Genomic DNA, 17008 nt, shown 5'->3' on the forward strand with positions numbered 1-17008 from the left:
CGCCGTGCGGGTCATCCCCCGTGGGAGGGACCCTCGCGGGTGGGACGGCCACCCGCGAAGGTCCTTCCCCTCGTGTGCGCAGGACTACGGGCCTTCCGTGAGGATCTCCGTCGCGGTGCTCATGTGCAGGCGGCGGGTGTGGTCGACCGCTCGTACCGGCCCGGTCACCGTGACCCGGGCCGTGAGGCGCGTGTCCGTGCTCGACGCGCTCAGCCGCAGTTCGAGATCGCCGGGCTCGACGATCCGGTCGCCGTCGCGGCCCGTGAAGGACGCGAGGTCCGCCGGGACCGTCATCCGCACCCTGGCCGCCCGCCCCGGACCCAGATCGAGGCGTACGTACCCGATGAGGCGCCGCACGGGCTGGACCACGGAGGCGACCGGGTCGTGCAGATACACCTGGATCACTTCGGTCCCCTCCCGCGCACCGGTGTTACGGACGGTGCACGAGAGCGTGAACTCCCCGTCCGTAGAGGCCCGTCCGTGCTCCACGACGAGGTCGCTCCACTCGAAGGCGGTATACGTCAGACCGTGCCCGAACCCGAACGCGGGAGTCGGGTCGACACTGGACACCTCGCTCACGTGGCCCAGCCGCGCCGCCAGATATGTGGAGGGCTGGGAACCCGGGTGGCTCGGCACGCTGACGGGCAGCCGGCCGGACGGCGCGGTGCGACCGCTGAGCACCGAGGCGACGGCCCTCGTTCCCTCCTCGCCGGGGAAGAACGACTGCACGACCGCGGCTGCCTCGTCCGCCGCCCGCCCGAGGGCATAGGGGCGCCCGGCGAGCAGGATGACGACGACGGGAGTGCCCGTGTCGAGGAGAGTGTCGAGCAGGTGCTGCTGGACACCGGGAAGCGCCAGGTTCTCCGCGTCGCAGCCCTCCCCGCTCGTGCCGCGCCCGAAGAGACCGGCCCGGTCGCCGAGTGCGACGATCACGAGGTCGGCGCTCCTGGCCAGTTCGGCCGCCTCGCCGAACCCGCCGGTGTCCGGGCCGTCGATGTCCGCGCCGCGCGCGGTGACGATCTCGCTGTGGGGGAACTCCGCCGCGCACGCCTCGCGCAGGGTGGGCAGTTCGATGCCGAGCGGGGTCCCGGGGTGCAGTCCTCCGACGTGGACGGGAAAGGCGTAGCAGCCGAGGACGGCCGTCGGGGTTTCGGCGTTGGGTCCGATGAGCGCGATGCGGGCAGGGGCTCCGCCCGGCGTGTCAGCCGCCAGAGGCAGGGTGCCGTCGTTGCGCAGGAGTACGACGGCCTGTTCGGCGACGCGGCGGGCGATCGCGCGGTTCTCGTCGGTGTCGAGACGGACGGTCCCGCGCAGCGCCTCCGGGTTCCCGTCCGCGGAGCCGTCCGCACCCGTGGCCGCGGCGAGCACCGGCGGCACCGGCTTCCAGCCCGCGTCGAGCAGCCCCAACCGTGCTTTCTGGACCAGGACTCGGCGTACCGCACGGTCCACCAGCGCCTCAGGTACGAGGCCCTCGGCGATCGCGTCGGTGAGCGGGCTGCCGAACGCCTTGACGGTCGGCAGCTCCACGTCCACCCCCGCGCCGAGTGCGGCGGCCGCCGCTTCCCCGAAGGTCCCCGCCACCCCGTGCAGCGTCTTGAGGAACGCGATGCCGAAGTAGTCGGCGACGACGGTCCCGTCGAAGCCCCAGGTGTCACGGAGCAGACCGGTCAGCAGCGGTCCGTCGGCCGCGGAGGGGATGCCGTCGGTGTCGGTGTAGGCGTGCATGACGGACCGTACGCCGCTTTCGCGTACGGCCATCTCGAACGGGGGCAGGATGGTGTCGGCGCGTTCCCGCGCGCCCATGCCGACGGGAGCGAGGTTGCGGCCCGCCCGTGAGGCGGAGTACCCGGCGAAGTGCTTGAGCGTGGCGACGATCCCGGCCGACTCCAGTCCCCGTACGTAGGCGGTGGCGACGGTCCCCACCAGGTACGGGTCTTCCCCGATCGTCTCCTCGACCCGGCCCCAGCGTGCGTCGCGTACGACGTCGAGGACGGGGGCGAGCCCCTGGTGCACGCCGACGGAGCGCATGTCGCGGCCGATCGCGGCGGCCATCTCACGGATCAGCTCCGGATGGAAGGTGGCGCCCCAGGACAGCGGCACCGGGTAGGCGGTCGCGCCCCAGGTGGCGAAGCCCGCAAGGCATTCCTCATGGGCGAGCGCCGGTATGCCGAATCGGTTCGCCCCGGCGATGCGCTCCTGGGTGCGCGCCAGCGAGAGGGCGCCCAGGGCCGGGTCGACCGGGGCCGTTCCGAACGGGCGGGTCAGCTGGCCGAGCCCGTGCGGAAGAAGATCGTCGAGGGCGACGGCCTCCTCCATGTCGTGCTGGAACGGCGCGACTTCGCCGCCCTCGTCGGACGCGCCCACCCAGACGCCGAAGAGCTGGGAGACCTTCTCCTGGAGGGTCATGGCGGCGATGAGGGCGTCGGCCCTGGCCTCGGGGGCGAGGGCGGGATCCTGCCAGGGCCCGGCGAGGCGGACCGGGGGGCCGGACACCGGCCCCCCGGGGTCGGTGACCCCGGCGGGTGTCCGCATGCCGGCGTTCTCGGTGTTGGCGGTCACTTTCCTCCCACTCCCATCAGCCCTTGCACCAGGGCACGACGTGCGAACAGATAGACGATCAGGATGGGGAGCATGGACAGGACGACCGCGGCGAGCAGGCCCGGGGTGTTGACTCCGTGTTCCGTCTGGAAGTCGTAGAGCCCCAGGGTGATCACCTTGGTCTCCGCCGACTGCGTCAGTACGAGGGGGAAGAGGAAGCCGTTCCACGCCTGGAGCGCGGAGAAGACGACGATCGTCGATACCCCGCTCCGGGACAGCGGCAGCACCAGCTGGAAGAAGACCCTCCGGGACGAGGCGCCGTCCATCGTCATGGCCTCGTACAGATCGGGGGTGATGTCCCGCATCACCCCCGTCAGGATCAGGGCGCACACCGGCATGGCGAAGGCCGCCGTCGGCAGGATGACGCCGATGAGGTTGTCGTAGAGACCGGCCTCGCTGATGACGAAGAACATCGGGACGATGACCGCCTGCGAGGGGATCGCCAGGCCCAGGAGGAACAGCCGGAAGATCGTGGTGGTGGCGCGGCCCCGGCTCCTGACAATGGTGTACGCCAGCGGCGGGACGAGCAGGACGACGATGCCCACCACGCACACGGTGACGATGACGGTGTTGAGGAAGTACTGCGCGAAGCCGCTGTTGAGGTCGTCGACGTAGTTGTCGAGCGTGAAGTGCTCGGGGAGGGACAGCGGGCCGTTCGCCGCGTAGTCGGAGCGCGACTGGAAGGTGGCGACGAGCATCACGTACAGCGGCAGCCCGACCACGAGGAGCCAGACCAGCGAGCCGAAACCGGCGAAGTAGTTAGGACGGCTCTTCCTCACAGTCCCTCCATGGTGCTGCGCATCCTGTCGTAGCCCGAGAGCCGCACCACGATCAGCGAGATGACCGTGGAGACGAGGACCAGGAGAAGGGCGATGGTGGACGCCGCTCCGTAGTCGAAGCTCTTGAACGCCTTCTGGTACATGTAGTACGCGCTGATGGTGGTGTCGCTCCCCGGTCCGCCCTGGGTCAGGATGAGCACGGTGTCGAAGGTCGTGAGTCCGCCGACCACCATGAGGATCATCGAGGTGATGATCGCGTTGCGCAGCTGCGGCAGCGTGATGTGGAAGAACTGCCGCACCGTGCCCGCGCCGTCGATCTGCGCCGCCTGGTAGAGGACCTGCGGCACCGCGCGCGCCGCGCCCTGGTAGATCAGCGTGTGCAGGGGGGTGAACTGCCAGGTGCTGACGAAGACCAGGACGCCGATCGCGGTGGCCTGCGTCCCGAACAGGTTGCCGTCGCCGAACAGCCAGGTGGCTTGCGCGGGGACACCGAGGTTGGGGTCGAGGACGGCGCGCCACAGCACGGACACGGCCGCCACGGACAGCAGCATGGGGACGAAGTAGATGGCGGACAGGACGGCCCGGTTGCGCTGGTGCCCCGCCGCCCAGACGCCGAGCAGGATGCTCAGCGGGGTCTGGACGGCGACGCCGAGCACGGTGAGCAGGACGCTCAGCCAGAGGCTCTTGATCATGACGGGGTCGTCGAGGAGCGTCTTCCAGTTGTCGAGACCGGCGAATTCCGGGTCGCTCAGTCCGTCCCAGCTGGCGAAGGAGAGTACGGCGACCATGATGAGCGGGACGATGGCGAAGAGGCCGAAGAAGACGGCGGCGGGGGCCGCCCAGAGGAATCCCGGGCGGCCCGCTCCGATGCCGGACGAGCCGGCTCTCCTGACCGTGTCGCCGTCCGCGGAGGGGGATGGGGTTGTGGTCATGTCATGTGTTCCCGGGGCCGGATTTCCGTGGGCTCACGAGGTCGGCAGCGCTTGCATGGCCTTGATGAAGGCGTCCTCGTCCATCGAGCCGTTGAAGAACTGCTGGAGGGACTGGTACATCGTGACGGCGGCCGACTGGGGGTACGCCTGGTCCCAGGAGAGCTGGAACGCCGGGGCCGCCTTGACCATGTCGTACTGGAATCTCGCGAACCCGGGGCTGGCGGCGGTGTCCAGGAAGCCTTCGGTGTTCGTCGTGGTCGGCAGGTTGCCGATGGCGAGCTGCGCCTTGACGAACCGGTCCGAGTACATGAGCTTCAGGAACTCGGCGACGGCCTGCGGGTGCTTCGTCTTCTTCACCACGGAGTAGAAGTTGTTGGTGTTGCCGACGACGTTCGCCTGCTCGCCCTTGCCGCCCGCGACGGAGGGGAAGGCGCTGTATCCGAGGTCGCTCTTCGCGAACTCGGGGTGGGAGTCCTGGTGCGTCGAGTACGCCCACGAGCCCATCAGCTCGAAGCCCGCTCTGCCGGTCGCCAGGAGCGTGGGGGAACCCTGGTCGGTGAACTTCACCGAGTCGTAGTTGGTGCCGAAGGCTCCGGCGTCCACCAGTTCCTTGATCATGCTCAGCGCCTTCCGGCTGTCCGGACTCGCCCAGGCTTCCCGGTCGCCGTCCAGGGCCTTCTGGAAGAGCTCCGGGCCGGCGATGCGGTCGTACAGGTACTCGAACCACATCAGCGTCGGCCACCGGTCGCCGCCGCCCAGCGCGATCGGAGTGACGCCATCGGCCTTCAGCGCCTTGACCGCCGCCAACAGGTCGCCCCACGTCTTCGGTGGTGCGACGCCCGCCTTCTCGAGGACCTTGCCGTTGTTGAACAACAGCACGGGCTGCGTCCCGCGCATGGGGATCCCGTAGGACGTGCCGTCGACGACCGCGCTGTTGAACACGGACGGCAGGAACTTCGCCTTGAGGTCCGGGTCCTTGGCGATGAAGGAGTCCAGCGGGAGCAGCAGGTCTGCGTCGACGAACGGCTTGATACTGCCGCCGCCCCAGTTGAAGAAGACGTCCGGCGCCTGCTTGCTGTTGATGATCGTCTGCAGCTTCGCCTGGTAGTCGGCGCCAGGGATCGTGTCCAGGACGGCCTTCACCTCCGACGTCTTGTTGAAGGTGGCAACGATCTCCTTCTCCACCTTGTTCGCCGCGTCCCCGTAGACCAGGACGTGGATGGTGTCGTCGCCGGCCGCGTCGGAGTCCTCGCCGCATCCGGACAGGGACAGCACCAGGGCCAGCACGGCACCACCGACGACTGGGGTCCGCGAGGACCGTGCGCGTCGCTTCATCGGCACACCTTTCGAAACTTTTTCGGAGAGTTTCCGAAACTTCCTGAGTCGGGACGCTAGAACTCCTCATGTGGGGGGTCAACCCTCGGTCGCGGCGTTATCAAAGCGTTACGCCTGGGCGGCAGTTGTCCCGTGCTTTATGCTCCTCGCCATGCGCGATGACGAGAAGATGGGCCGCATCACCCTGGCTCAAGTGGCCGAACGGGCCGGCGTCTCCATTTCGACAGTTTCGAAGGTCCTCAACGGACGGCAGGACGTGGCGACCTCCACGAGGGTCAAGGTGGAACGCCTGCTGGAGACCCATGCGTACCGACGCACGCCTCGGTCGGCCGGCGAGGCGCCCCTCATCGAGATCGTGTTCCACGAGCTGGAGAGCATCTGGGCGATGGAGCTGATCCGGGGAGTGGAGAACGTCGCCAAGGCCCACGGCGCCGGGGTCGTCCTCACCGAAAGCGGAACCCGTCACTCGCCCGGCCCCGACTGGATGGAGGCCATGCTCCAGCGTCGGCCGCTCGGTGTCGTCCTCGTCTTCTCCACGCTGCCCAGCGAAGTGAAGCAGCAGCTCAGGGCGCGTTCCATCCCGTTCGTCATCATCGACCCCGCGGGCGACCCCGACCCCGACGTTCCCTCGGTCGGCTCGGCCAACTGGAATGGCGGACTGGCCGCCACCCGCCATCTCATCGAGTACGGCCACCGGCGCATCGGCGTCATCACCGGACCCGAGGACATGCTCTGCTCCCGCGCCCGGCTGGACGGCTACCGGTCGGCGATGACCATGGCAGGGCTGGAGGTGGACCCCGGACTCATCCTGTTCGGCGACTTCCACGTGGAGGGCGGATACGACCGCGCCACCGAGATGCTGTCCGGCCCCGGGCGGCCCACCGCGATCTTCGCGGGCAGCGACCTCCAGGCGCTCGGCGTACTCGAAGCGGCACGGGTGCACGGCCTCCGCGTCCCCCACGACCTCTCGGTGGTCGGCTACGACGACGTGTCGATCGCCCGCTGGGCCAGCCCGGCCCTGACCACGGTCCACCAGCCGCTGCTCCAGATGGCGGAGGAGGCCGCGCAGATGCTGATGCGGCTACGGGCCCAGGAACCGGTGTCCACGCGGCTGGAGCTGGCCACGAGCCTGGTCGTCCGCAAGAGCACGGCGCCGCCCCGCCCATGAGGTCGCGGGCGGGGCTCCGGTCGGCCGGAGCCCCGCCCCCTGTTCGATCGGCCGGCCGGACGGGTCAGCCGGTGGGGAAGGAGTCGGGGGTGCTGATGCGACTCTTGAGGAGCGCCCCCGATTCGGTCAGCACACCGCTGCTGCTGTAGTCACCTCCGTCGCAGGTGCCCGGCCTGAAGGCCGCGCTGCTCTCGTTCGCGTCGGAGTAGGTCCAGTTCGCGTAGCCGATCTTCAGCTGGTCGAGCAGGTCCAGCCAGGCCGTCGTGCTCGCCCGGTCCATCGCTCCCCCACCGGTGGCGCTCACCGTGCCGAACTCGGTGACGAACAGCGGCAGCTGGGAGGCCGCGCGGCTCAACGCGGCGCGGTAGGAGTCCTTGTGACTGGCGGCGTAGAAGTGGAAGGCGTACATGATGTTGTCCGCCCGGACGGGGTTGTTGACGACCTCGCTCTCGTTGGACCCGTCAGAGACGCCCAGTGAGGACCAGCCGCGGGTGCCGACGATGATGACGGCGTCCGGGTCCGCGGCCCGGATCACCGGGATGACCTGCTCGGCGTAGGACTTGATGGCCGTCCAGCTCACCCCGTTGGGTTCGTTGGCGATCTCGTAGATCACGTTCTTCTTGTCGGCGTTGCGGGCCGCGACGGACGCGAAGAACGTCTTGGCCCGGTCGAGGTTGTGGTTCGGATCACCCGGCGTCAGGGTGTGGAAGTCGATCATGGCGTACATGCCACGCGCCTCGGCCATGTCGACGAGGCCGTTCACCCGGCTGGTGAAGCCCGCCGGGTCGGTCTCGTAGCCGCCTTCCTGGACGTACATGGCCACGCGCAGCAGGTCGGACTTCCAGTCCTGCGCCAGTGCGTCCACGGACGCGGCGTTGTAGCACTTGCTGAACCACTGGATGCCGTGGGTGCTCATGCCCCGCAGCTGTACGGGACGGTCGTACTGGTTGCACAGGTGCACGCCGCAGACGTGAAGCTTGCCGTTGACATCTACGGGGGTGCCGGTGCCCGGGACGGGCGGGTCGACGGGCGGGGGGCCGTCCACGGAACCCGTACAGGCGACGCCGTTCAGTGTGAAGGCCGTGGGTTTCGGGTTGGCGCCCGTGAAGGACCCCACCATCCCCAGATCGGCCGACGCACCGGTGGCCAGGGTGCGGTTCCAGTCGACGGGGGCGGCGGAGACCGCGGAACCGGACTGCGACCAGGTGGCGTTCCAGCCCTGGACGAGCTTCTGCCCCGCGTCGGGCATCGTGAACTTCAGGGTCCATCCGGTGACGGGCTCACCCAGATTGGTGACCTTCACTCCGGCCTGGAAACCACCCTGCCACTGGCTGGTGACCGTGTAGTCGACCTTGCATCCGGCGGCAGCCGCCGCCTGGGGACCGGACAGGGCGGTGAGGCCCAGGGCCATGGCACAGGCGGCCAGTAGAGCGAGTAGGCGTTTCACAGCGATTCTCCTCTTGCACGGTAGGAGCGGGCCGGCCGCTCATCGTCGTGGTGCCGTTCCGCAGGCCTGGCCGTTCAGCCTGAAGACCTGGGGGTCGTGCACGAGGCCGGTGGGCAGTCCGTTGAAGCCGAACCGCACGGTGCCGCCGGGTGCAAGAGCGGCGTTCCAGCTCAGAGCCTCGGCGGTGACCCGGGGCCCGGCCTGCCCGATGTCGGCGCCCCAGGCGTCGGTCACCCGCTGCTCGTCGGCGAACGTCCAGTCGAGCCGCCAGGGCTGGACGGGGCGGTCGCCGGTGTTCTTCAGCGCGACGTGGGTGGTGAACCCGTTGCTCCAGCGCTGCGAGGTGTAGGTCACCTCGCACTGCGTCCGCACGGGCTCACCGCCGCCCAGATCGTCCACGTAGGACGCGACCCACGCGAGCGGGGCGTTCCAGTTGATGGTGATCTCGTTCGTGGCCCAGGACTCGATGTCGTCGATGTAGCACATCGCCGGTGCGCAGCCCTTCAGCTTGGCCTGCGCGACCGGGTCCTCGATGGACGCGTTCGGACCGCCGGCCAGGGATCCCGGTGCGGGATTCGGCAGGGACGGGTCGAGCTGGTCCGCCCAGAACCGGTGGTGCTGGTTGCGCGAGTCCCGCTCGCCGTACCCGGTGACATAGGACTGGTTCAGCGCGTTGCGGCCCAGCAGGTAGTCGAGTCCGCGCAGTACGGCGTCACGGTAGGCGGTCCTGCCGGTCAGGTCGTGCGCGGAGCCCAGCACGACCATGTTGTTGGCGACCTGGCTGTTCGAGCCCCATACGTAGTGCCCGTCGTCGGGGGCGTACGGAAGGCCGTAGGCGGCCCCGGCCGAGTCTGCCGCGTAGCCGTCGGCTGCTTCGGTCACCATGCCGCGCACCGCGGCCAGTTGCTCGGCGGACAGCTTGCCCGGCACACTCGCGAGGTTCAGGGCTCCGAGCCCGGCGACCGAGCCCCACGACATGCCGCCGCGCGGGAAGACCGCGTCGGTGTCACCGTGCAACGGGGAGCGGAGGAGTTCCTGGCGGTAGCCGTCCTCACCGGTGGTGAGAAAGAGCTCCGCCGCCGCCCAGTAGAACTCGTCCCGTACGTCGTCGTCGTTGTAGGCGCCGCCGCCCGTGGCGTCCTGCGGATCGGCGAGGATGTCCGGATGGTCCTTGGCCGCTGTCCACGCGGACCGCGCGGCCGACCGGCACCGCGCGGCGAAGTCCGCGTCGTAGACCTGGAAGAGGCGGGCGCACTGGGCCGCGGTGGCCGCCAGGTTGAGGGTGGCCGCCGTGGTCGGCGGGTGCAGCTCCCGGGGCTGGGGGTCACGGTCCGGCCGGAGCGGCAGTCCGGTCCACGCCTTGTCGTGCAGTTTGTGGTGGGCCATACCGGCGAGCGGCTCCCCTGCGGGCACCTGCATCCGCAGGAGGAACTCCAGCTCCCAGCGCGCCTCGTCGAGGATGTCCGGAGTGGCGTTCCCGTGCTCGGGCAGCCGGAGTGCGCCGTCACCGAGCGGCCCGGCTTCGGCGGTCTCCTCGTACAGGGTCCGCTCGAACGCGGACATCAACTGGGCGACCGCTATACCGCCGTTGACCACGTACTTGCCGTGGTCACCGGCGTCGTACCAGCCCCCCGCCGCGTCGAGGCGGTAGGAGCACACGCCCGGCTGGCAGGGTACGTCGTTGTCGCCCTGATTGGGGCTCACCCCGACATGGCCGGCGGGCCGTGCGTACTGCTCGCCCACGATGTCCGCGTCGATCTCGATGCCGCTGCGGTTGTGGTAGAAGTACGCGAGCGCGTCGGTGCGCAGTGACGCGTAGAGGTCGTCGCCGATGGCGAACGGCTCGCTCTCCTCCCCCGCGACCGTGACGGTGTACCCCTCCCCCGGGGTCGTCACCGCACTGAAGTCGAAGGTGTGGACGTTCCGGCGCGATGCGGTGTCCAGGCCCGCCGGAGTGGTGGTGCCCTCGGCCACGCGTGTCCCGGCGGCCGAGTCGAGTGTCCAGGGCAGCGGGTCGGTCCCGTCGGTGACGAAGGTGCCGGCCTTGGGGCCGTGCGTGAGGTATCCGACCTGGTTGACCCGGACCGGGGATCCGGTGTCCGGTTCGTACGGCGGCGGCGCGGTCCCGCCGCGCAGCGACACGTCGTCGACGCAGAAGGTGAGGGCCTCGGCACTGCCCCCGATCTGGAAGGCGAGCTGCGCCGCGTCGTGGTCGGCTCCGGCCGTGAAGGTCTCCGTGACGCGTTCGGCGGTCGTCCCGACCAGCTGCGCGGTGGAGAGCTCCGTGGTCCACGGCTCGGTCGCCATCTGCACGTTGGTGCGGATGACGACCGGCACGGTGGACGTCGCCGTGTAGCTCAGGGTGTATGCCTCGCCGGCGGTGAGGGCGAGCCCGTTCTGCCCGACGATGGCGTCCCACGCGTTGACCGTGCCCCCGGGGACGTCGGCACAGAGGCGTCCGTCCGAGACGGCGACGGGGCTGTTGGCCGTCGACCACCAGGGGGCGGTGCCCGCGGAGAAGTCCCCGTTGACGATGAGCTCGGGGGCCTCGGATGCTACGTTGACGGGTTGGGCCGCACCGGCGGGTGCCGCAAGGGTGCCGGCCAACAGCCCGGCGGTGGCTGCGAGGCCGGCTAACAGGCTGACGCCTCTGGTGCGGTTCGGTCGGCGGAGCCTACGGGACGGGCGGGGAGCGAGTGGTTGGTGTTGCGGCACACCGAAGTCCTTCCGGGAGGGGGCAGAGCACGCGGCGATGGGGCACCCGCTTGCGTCCGGCGGGGTAAGGCCAGGGGTGGGAGCGCTCCCAACAACTTCGGGGCAGGGAGCCGAGCCGTCAAGCGATTGCACAGGATTCGCCGCCGGCTCCGGCGGACTCGCTTCAGCGGACTCACGGGAGGCAGCCGTCCGGGCTGACGACACCACACGACTCCGGCCCGTCAGGTCCCGGCGTCGCACGATTGCCGCCGCCTCGTCAGGACGTAAGGCCGGTCACGGCTCTTCCGCTCTTCTCGCAGATCGCGCGAGCCGTCGGGGACGCGCTGATCGAGGCGGCGGGCGGCGGGTGGCTCGCGGGCGGCGGGGTGGTGAGTGCCGCAGGACGCGGCCGGGGTGGCAGGGCGTGGCGGTGACCGCAGGCAGGGCGTGGCGGGCGACGGCTTCGAGACGGTGAAGCAGAAGACCGAATCGCCGCCGACGTCCGTCCGGCGGCCGATGGAGGGGAGCGGCCGGATCACGGTGCGTCCGCTGCTGGAGGAGCCGGGCCGGTCGGAGGCGACCTGGCGCCAAGCGATCGGGGGAACACGGCGGAGGGGTGGGCGAGTCGGCGCGAAGCGCCGCGCACTCCGCGGCGGGCTGTCGTTCCCACCCGGTGACGCACCCGGCCGGTGACGCACCCACGGCCTCGGCCCGCTGGAACGCAGCGGCCGGGGTGGCCCGCCGGCACGCGGCAGCCACACCGACCCCCTGACTCGCGCTCTCGTCGATCCGAGCGACACATCTTCCATCACGATGGGTTGTCAGGAGCACGGCAACGCTCTTACAGTCCGAAGGGTCAGCGGGTGGGAGCGCTCCCAGAGCTGAACCACGGGGCCCTGCCGATTCCGTGATCGCCCCGTCCGGTCGTTCCTCCCGGAGAGGCCCCGCATGCGAGCGTCACCGCACTCCCCCAGTACCCCGCACAACCTGCCCATCACTCCTGCCCACCTCGGCCCTACGCGGGCCGGTTGCCGCCGGATCCCGCCCGTGCGGGACGGGCCTCACCGGCACGGCCGTATCCGAACCGATCCGCACATCCGCACATCCGCACAAGAGCCGCCCCGGCCTCCATCACCTGCCGGTGCAGGGCGGAGGCCCCGGCGATACGCGTAGCGCCGCTCGCAGCGCCGCGCGTTCTTCCATCCCCACGCAGCACAGGAGACCTCATGGCCCGACGCAAGAAGCTGTTCACCTCTCTGGTGGCGGTGCTCGCGACACTGCTCGGCGGAATCGGCCTGACCTTAATGGGCCAGGACAACGCTCAGGCGCACGGCGTCACGATGACACCGGGATCGCGCACCTACCTCTGCATGCTGGACGCCAGGACCGGCACCGGCGCTCTGGACCCGACGAACCCGGCGTGCAAGGCCGCGCTCGACGAGAGCGGTGCGAACGCGCTGTACAACTGGTTCGCTGTCCTCGACTCCAACGCTGGCGGACGCGGGGCGGGTTACGTCCCGGACGGGAAGCTGTGCAGCGCCGGTGACCGGTCGCCGTACAACTTCACCGGCTACAACGCCCCGCGTTCCGACTGGCCCCGGACGCACCTGACGTCCGGGAACACGATCCAGGTCAAACACAGCAACTGGGCGGCGCACCCGGGCTCCTTCCGGGTGTACCTGTCCAAGCCCGGCTACTCGCCCAGCACCGAGCTCGGCTGGGACGACCTGGAACTGATCGAGACCGTCTCCGACCCGCCGCAGGCCGGCGGGCCCGGCACGGACGGCGGCCACTACTACTGGGACCTGGACTTGCCCTCGGGTCGCTCGGGTGACGCGGTCATGTTCATCCAGTGGGTGCGCTCGGACAGCCAGGAGAACTTCTTCTCCTGCTCCGACATCGTCTTCGACGGCGGCAACGGCGAGGTGACCGGCATCCGCGGCTCGGGCGGCACTCCGACCCCGACACCCACTCCGACCCCGACACCCACCGACCCGCACACCGGGTGCATGGCCGTCTACAGCGTGACCAACTCCTGGGGCGGCGGCTTCCAGGGCTCCGTCGAAGTCATGAACCACGGCACGACAGCGCGTGAGGGCTGGGCCGTGCGGTGGAAGCCCGGCGTGGGTGCCAACGTCAACAGCGTGTGGAACGGTGCGCTGACCACAGCACCCGATGGCACGCTCACGGTCAGAAATCTCGATCACAACCGCACGATCGCACCTGAGGGCAGTGTCACCTTCGGGTTCACCGCCACATCGACCGGCAACGACTTCCCGGTCGGCTCGATCGGCTGCGTCACCCCGTAGCGACTGACGCGCGCGGCGCCGGTTCCCGCACCCTGGGGGAACCGGCTCTGTCGTGCGGTGCGCCCTCTCGGGGCACTGTGTTCGATTGATGTGAACCTGGTTGTTCTGGTACGCGAACGGAGCGACTCGACGCGTTCGCCGCACCGGAGAGGTAGCACAGTGACGAGCGCCCACTCAGTGGTCAGGAAGCCGACGGACAGCGACAACGACTTTCGCCTGTGTCGCTGTACACGCCGAAATATTTACGGAATCCAGCACAACGCGTCCCACGCCACAGCAGCCATCCCATCGCCGAGCCACGCCTCGTCTGGCGCGGGCACGGCGGCGACCACGGCACGACCTGAGCGTGCAAAGGTGGACGCCGACGTTCACCGTTCAGCCCGCACTATCGAAACTTTCGAAACAGGTAGGGAAACTTTCCCTGTCGAAAGCATTGACGATGCGTCACCACCACCTCAATCATCCTGTCTGGGGAACCGGCCACCGTTCGTTCGACACTCCGACCGCACCGGCCTTGGGGAGTCCGTGCCGCACAGCAGATCCGCGCACCAAGGCACCTGCACCACCCGCCGTGACCTGTCTCGAAAGAACAGCCCTGCCGTGACCGCGGTGTTCGGTGGTTCCGTGCTGCTGGGGCTCCGGCCCGCCCCGTCGGTCCGCCCGACGGTCCGTCCGTCCGTCCGTCGAATGGGCGCGGCCGACGCACCCCCTGCGCTGTCAGCCCTTCCGTGATTTCTACCTTGGAGGCACAGTCATGGGCTCGTATGCCCTTCCCAGAACCGCTGTCCGACCGAAGATCCGCAGCCTTCTGTTGGCGCTGTTCGTCGGCGTCTTAGGGGTGGTCACCACACTGGTGGCCCCGCCGACCTCGCACGCCGCCGAGAACACGCTCGGCGCGGCGGCGGCGCAGAACGGCCGGTACTTCGGTACCGCCATCGCCTCGGGCAAGTTGAGCGACCCGGCGTACACGACGATCGCCGGCCGTGAGTTCAACTCGGTGACGGCCGAGAACGAGATGAAGATCGACGCCACCGAACCGCAGCGGGGCCAGTTCGACTTCACCGCCGCCGACCGCGTCTACAACTGGGCGGTGCAGAACGGCAAGCAGGTGCGCGGCCACACGCTGGCCTGGCACTCCCAGCAGCCCGGCTGGATGCAGAGCCTCAGCGGCAGCACCCTGCGCCAGGCGATGAATGACCACATCAACGGCGTGATGGCCCACTACAGGGGCAAGATAGCCCAGTGGGACGTCGTGAACGAGGCCTTCGCCGACGGCAGTTCGGGCGCCCGGCGGGACTCCAACCTGCAGCGCACCGGCAACGACTGGATCGAGGTCGCCTTCCGCACCGCGCGCGCCGCCGACCCGGCGGCCAAGCTCTGCTACAACGACTACAACGTCGAGGACTGGACCTGGGCCAAGACCCAGGCCATGTACGCCATGGTCCGGGACTTCAAGCAGCGCGGCGTGCCGATCGACTGCGTCGGCTTCCAGTCGCACTTCAACAGCGGCAGTCCCTACAACAGCAACTTCCGCACCACCCTCCAGAACTTCGCCGCCCTCGGTGTGGACGTGGCCATCACCGAACTCGACATCCAAGGCGCCCCGGCCTCGACCTACGCCAGCGTGGCCAACGACTGCCTGGCCGTCCCGCGCTGTCTCGGCATCACCGTCTGGGGCGTGCGCGACAGCGACTCCTGGCGGCCGGATCACACGCCGCTGCTGTTCAACAACGACGGCAGCAAGAAGGCCGCCTACGCCTCCGTCCTCGACGCGCTCAACGGCGGCTCGTCCACACCACCGACCGCTTCCGGAGAGGTCAAGGGCGTCGGTTCAGGCCGTTGCCTGGACGTGCCGAACGCCAGCACCACCGATGGCACGCAGCTGCAGCTGTGGGACTGCAACGGCAGCACCGGCCAGCAGTGGACTTCCACCGCCGCAGGCGAGCTCCGGGTCTACGGCAACAAGTGTCTGGACGCCGCCGGGACCGGCAACGGAACCAGAATCCAGATCTACAGCTGCTGGGGCGGCGACAACCAGAAATGGCGCCTCGCCTCCAACGGCTCCATCGTCGGCGTGCAGTCCGGCCTCTGCCTCGACGCCGTCGGCCACGGCACTGGCAACGGAACCCTGATCCAGCTCCACTCCTGCTCGAACGGCAGCAACCAACGCTGGTCCCGCACCTGATGCGAGCTGCCATCGACGAGCGGGCGACACCGTGCGGGCCGTCGGCACGGATTCTCCTGCCCACTCCGCGAAGCCACGGGCCCGGGGGTCGCCGCCGTGGTGGCGGCGACCGTCGGGAACGGGTATCAGCCCCGCGCTGAATCCGGCGCCCGCCGAACCTGCGACGGTGGACACCGGCAAGGGGCAGACCACGACGGGCCCAACCAGCGGTTTCGCTCGGCCGAACCCGGCATCGGCCTTGGGCCCGAAGCCGTCTGGGCTCCTCCGCGAGCGAAGTCCACCGCCCAGATCCTCGCCGGTCGGTGTTCCTTCTCCGGTCGGTGGCCTTCGCCGGTCGGTGGCCTTCGCCGGTCGGTGGCCTTCGCCGGCCGATCGGCTTCGGAGCTGTGGTGAGGCGTGCGGCGGTCGCGGTGACTCCTGTGCCGTACGAGGTAGAGCGACAGGGCCGGTTCCGGGCGCCTGCGCCGGACAAGCCCAGGGCCGCTGGGGTTGATCGGCCACCGGCCAGGGCCTTCCTCCCGGCCCGGCTGCTCAGCACCATCGTTCCGAACCGGATCCTCGCAGGCGGCTGCCTTACCACCACCGCGGTGCGGCACCACAAGGGTGCCGCACCGCCTCGGCTCGCGCGGTCTCAGGCGGTGCCCCGCCAGGCGCCGGTCGCGGTGCCGCGGGACTCGATGAACTCCTTGAAGTTCTTCAGATCCCCCTTGGCCTGACGACGAACGAAGCCGAGCTTGTCCCCGACGGTGTCCGCGATCCCTTGGGGATCATGGTCGAGCTGCAGCATGACCTTCGTGTGTGTGTCGTCCAGACGGTGGAAGGTGACGACGCCGGCCTGACGGACCTCGCCCGCCACCGTGGCCCATGCGACCCGCTCGTCCGGGATCTGCTCGGTGATCTCCGCGTCGAAATCCCGGCCCACGCCATCCACCCTGGTCTCCCAGTGGGTCAGTGTGGGCGTGCGCTGCTCGATGCGCTGCACCGCGTCCATGAACTGCGGGAACTCCTCGAACTGCGTCCACTGGTCGTACGCCGTGCGCACCGGGACAGCGACCTCTACGGACTCCTCGATCTTCGACATGTTCACTCCCTGTAGCGATCGGAATCGGATAGCGACGCAACGCCGCGTACCCGGCACACTCCGTCCGACACAGGTCAGGGAGAAATGCTCGCTGGGCCGGGCACAGACATCTCCAGTTTCGGACCCGTGCACCGGGCACAGCACAGGAGAACGAGCGCAAGTGCGAGCGCCAACTCCCTCGGAGTCAAGGGAGCTTGGCGCCTCCCTCCGAGCGGCCGTCAAGACACCCATCGACTCCCGGCCCCCTGGCGGAAGAAGGCGTCGAATGTCCTCCGCAGAATCGCCGGCCACCTTCACCGACCACCACGCAGCGCTGCCCGCACCCGCACGTCCACACAGGATCACGGCCGCCGGGGCGACGCTCTCGGCCCACTTCAACGTGCTGCGCGCACCACGCTCGCTGCCGAGCCCCATCGTCATGACCCGTTGACACGGTCAAGGACGTCGGACCTCCAGTTGGTCCCCAACTGGTCCCCAAAA

At 69.4% G+C, this 17008-nt stretch carries 11 protein-coding genes; 4 read left to right on the forward strand and 7 right to left on the reverse strand.

Going from position 1 to position 17008, the window contains the following annotated elements:
* Window positions 1-84 precede the first annotated feature (84 nt).
* The 4 genes from N7925_RS02925 to N7925_RS02940 are packed head-to-tail and all read right to left on the reverse strand — an operon-like array spanning window position 85 to window position 5644.
* Complete coding sequence (locus N7925_RS02925) at window positions 85-2559, reverse strand: beta-glucosidase (protein WP_443032108.1); 2475 nt, start codon at window positions 2557-2559, stop codon at window positions 85-87.
* A complete protein-coding gene (locus N7925_RS02930; RefSeq protein ID WP_274342924.1) occupies window positions 2556-3377 on the reverse strand; it encodes a carbohydrate ABC transporter permease in 822 nt (273 codons plus the stop codon). The genes N7925_RS02925 and N7925_RS02930 overlap by 4 nt, the downstream gene beginning before the upstream one ends.
* On the reverse strand, window positions 3374-4309 hold the full coding sequence (locus N7925_RS02935; RefSeq protein WP_274342925.1) for a carbohydrate ABC transporter permease: 936 nt from the start codon (window positions 4307-4309) through the stop codon (window positions 3374-3376). The genes N7925_RS02930 and N7925_RS02935 overlap by 4 nt, the downstream gene beginning before the upstream one ends.
* A 33-nt stretch (window positions 4310-4342) precedes the next feature.
* The gene (locus N7925_RS02940; RefSeq protein ID WP_274342926.1) at window positions 4343-5644 is read right to left on the reverse strand and encodes an ABC transporter substrate-binding protein; all 1302 of its coding nucleotides are present in this window, start codon (window positions 5642-5644) and stop codon (window positions 4343-4345) included.
* Between the two features lie 139 nt (window positions 5645-5783).
* On the opposite strand from N7925_RS02940, the gene N7925_RS02945 reads away from it, so the two are divergent.
* Window positions 5784-6812 carry a LacI family DNA-binding transcriptional regulator gene (locus N7925_RS02945; RefSeq protein ID WP_265597921.1) on the forward strand — a complete coding sequence of 343 codons (1029 nt, stop codon included), beginning with the start codon at window positions 5784-5786 and terminating at the stop codon, window positions 6810-6812.
* Window positions 6813-6876: 64 nt separating this feature from the next.
* Here the strand turns inward: N7925_RS02945 and N7925_RS02950 are convergent, their stop codons facing one another.
* Window positions 6877-8259 (reverse strand): cellulase family glycosylhydrolase, encoded by a 1383-nt coding sequence (locus N7925_RS02950; RefSeq protein WP_274342927.1) that lies wholly within the window; start codon window positions 8257-8259, stop codon window positions 6877-6879.
* 39 nt (window positions 8260-8298) lie between these two features.
* Window positions 8299-10866, reverse strand: coding sequence for a glycoside hydrolase family 9 protein (locus N7925_RS02955; protein ID WP_274342928.1), 2568 nt, complete (start codon window positions 10864-10866; stop codon window positions 8299-8301).
* 1313 nt (window positions 10867-12179) lie between these two features.
* Here N7925_RS02955 and N7925_RS02960 point away from each other — a divergent pair.
* The gene (locus N7925_RS02960) at window positions 12180-13262 is read left to right on the forward strand and encodes a lytic polysaccharide monooxygenase auxiliary activity family 9 protein (protein ID WP_274342929.1); all 1083 of its coding nucleotides are present in this window, start codon (window positions 12180-12182) and stop codon (window positions 13260-13262) included.
* Window positions 13263-14016: 754 nt separating this feature from the next.
* Window positions 14017-15447, forward strand: a complete 1431-nt coding sequence (locus N7925_RS02965; protein ID WP_274342930.1) for an endo-1,4-beta-xylanase — start codon at window positions 14017-14019, stop codon at window positions 15445-15447.
* A gap of 631 nt (window positions 15448-16078) precedes the next feature.
* Here N7925_RS02965 and N7925_RS02970 read toward each other — a convergent pair.
* On the reverse strand, window positions 16079-16528 hold the full coding sequence (locus N7925_RS02970) for an SRPBCC family protein (protein ID WP_265597927.1): 450 nt from the start codon (window positions 16526-16528) through the stop codon (window positions 16079-16081).
* Between the two features lie 265 nt (window positions 16529-16793).
* On the opposite strand from N7925_RS02970, the gene N7925_RS02975 reads away from it, so the two are divergent.
* Window positions 16794-16958 (forward strand): hypothetical protein, encoded by a 165-nt coding sequence (locus N7925_RS02975; RefSeq protein WP_265597928.1) that lies wholly within the window; start codon window positions 16794-16796, stop codon window positions 16956-16958.
* The last annotated feature ends 50 nt before the right edge of the window (window positions 16959-17008 follow it).

It is taken from the genome of Streptomyces sp. CA-278952 (genome assembly GCF_028747205.1).
Lineage (GTDB): Bacteria > Actinomycetota > Actinomycetes > Streptomycetales > Streptomycetaceae > Streptomyces.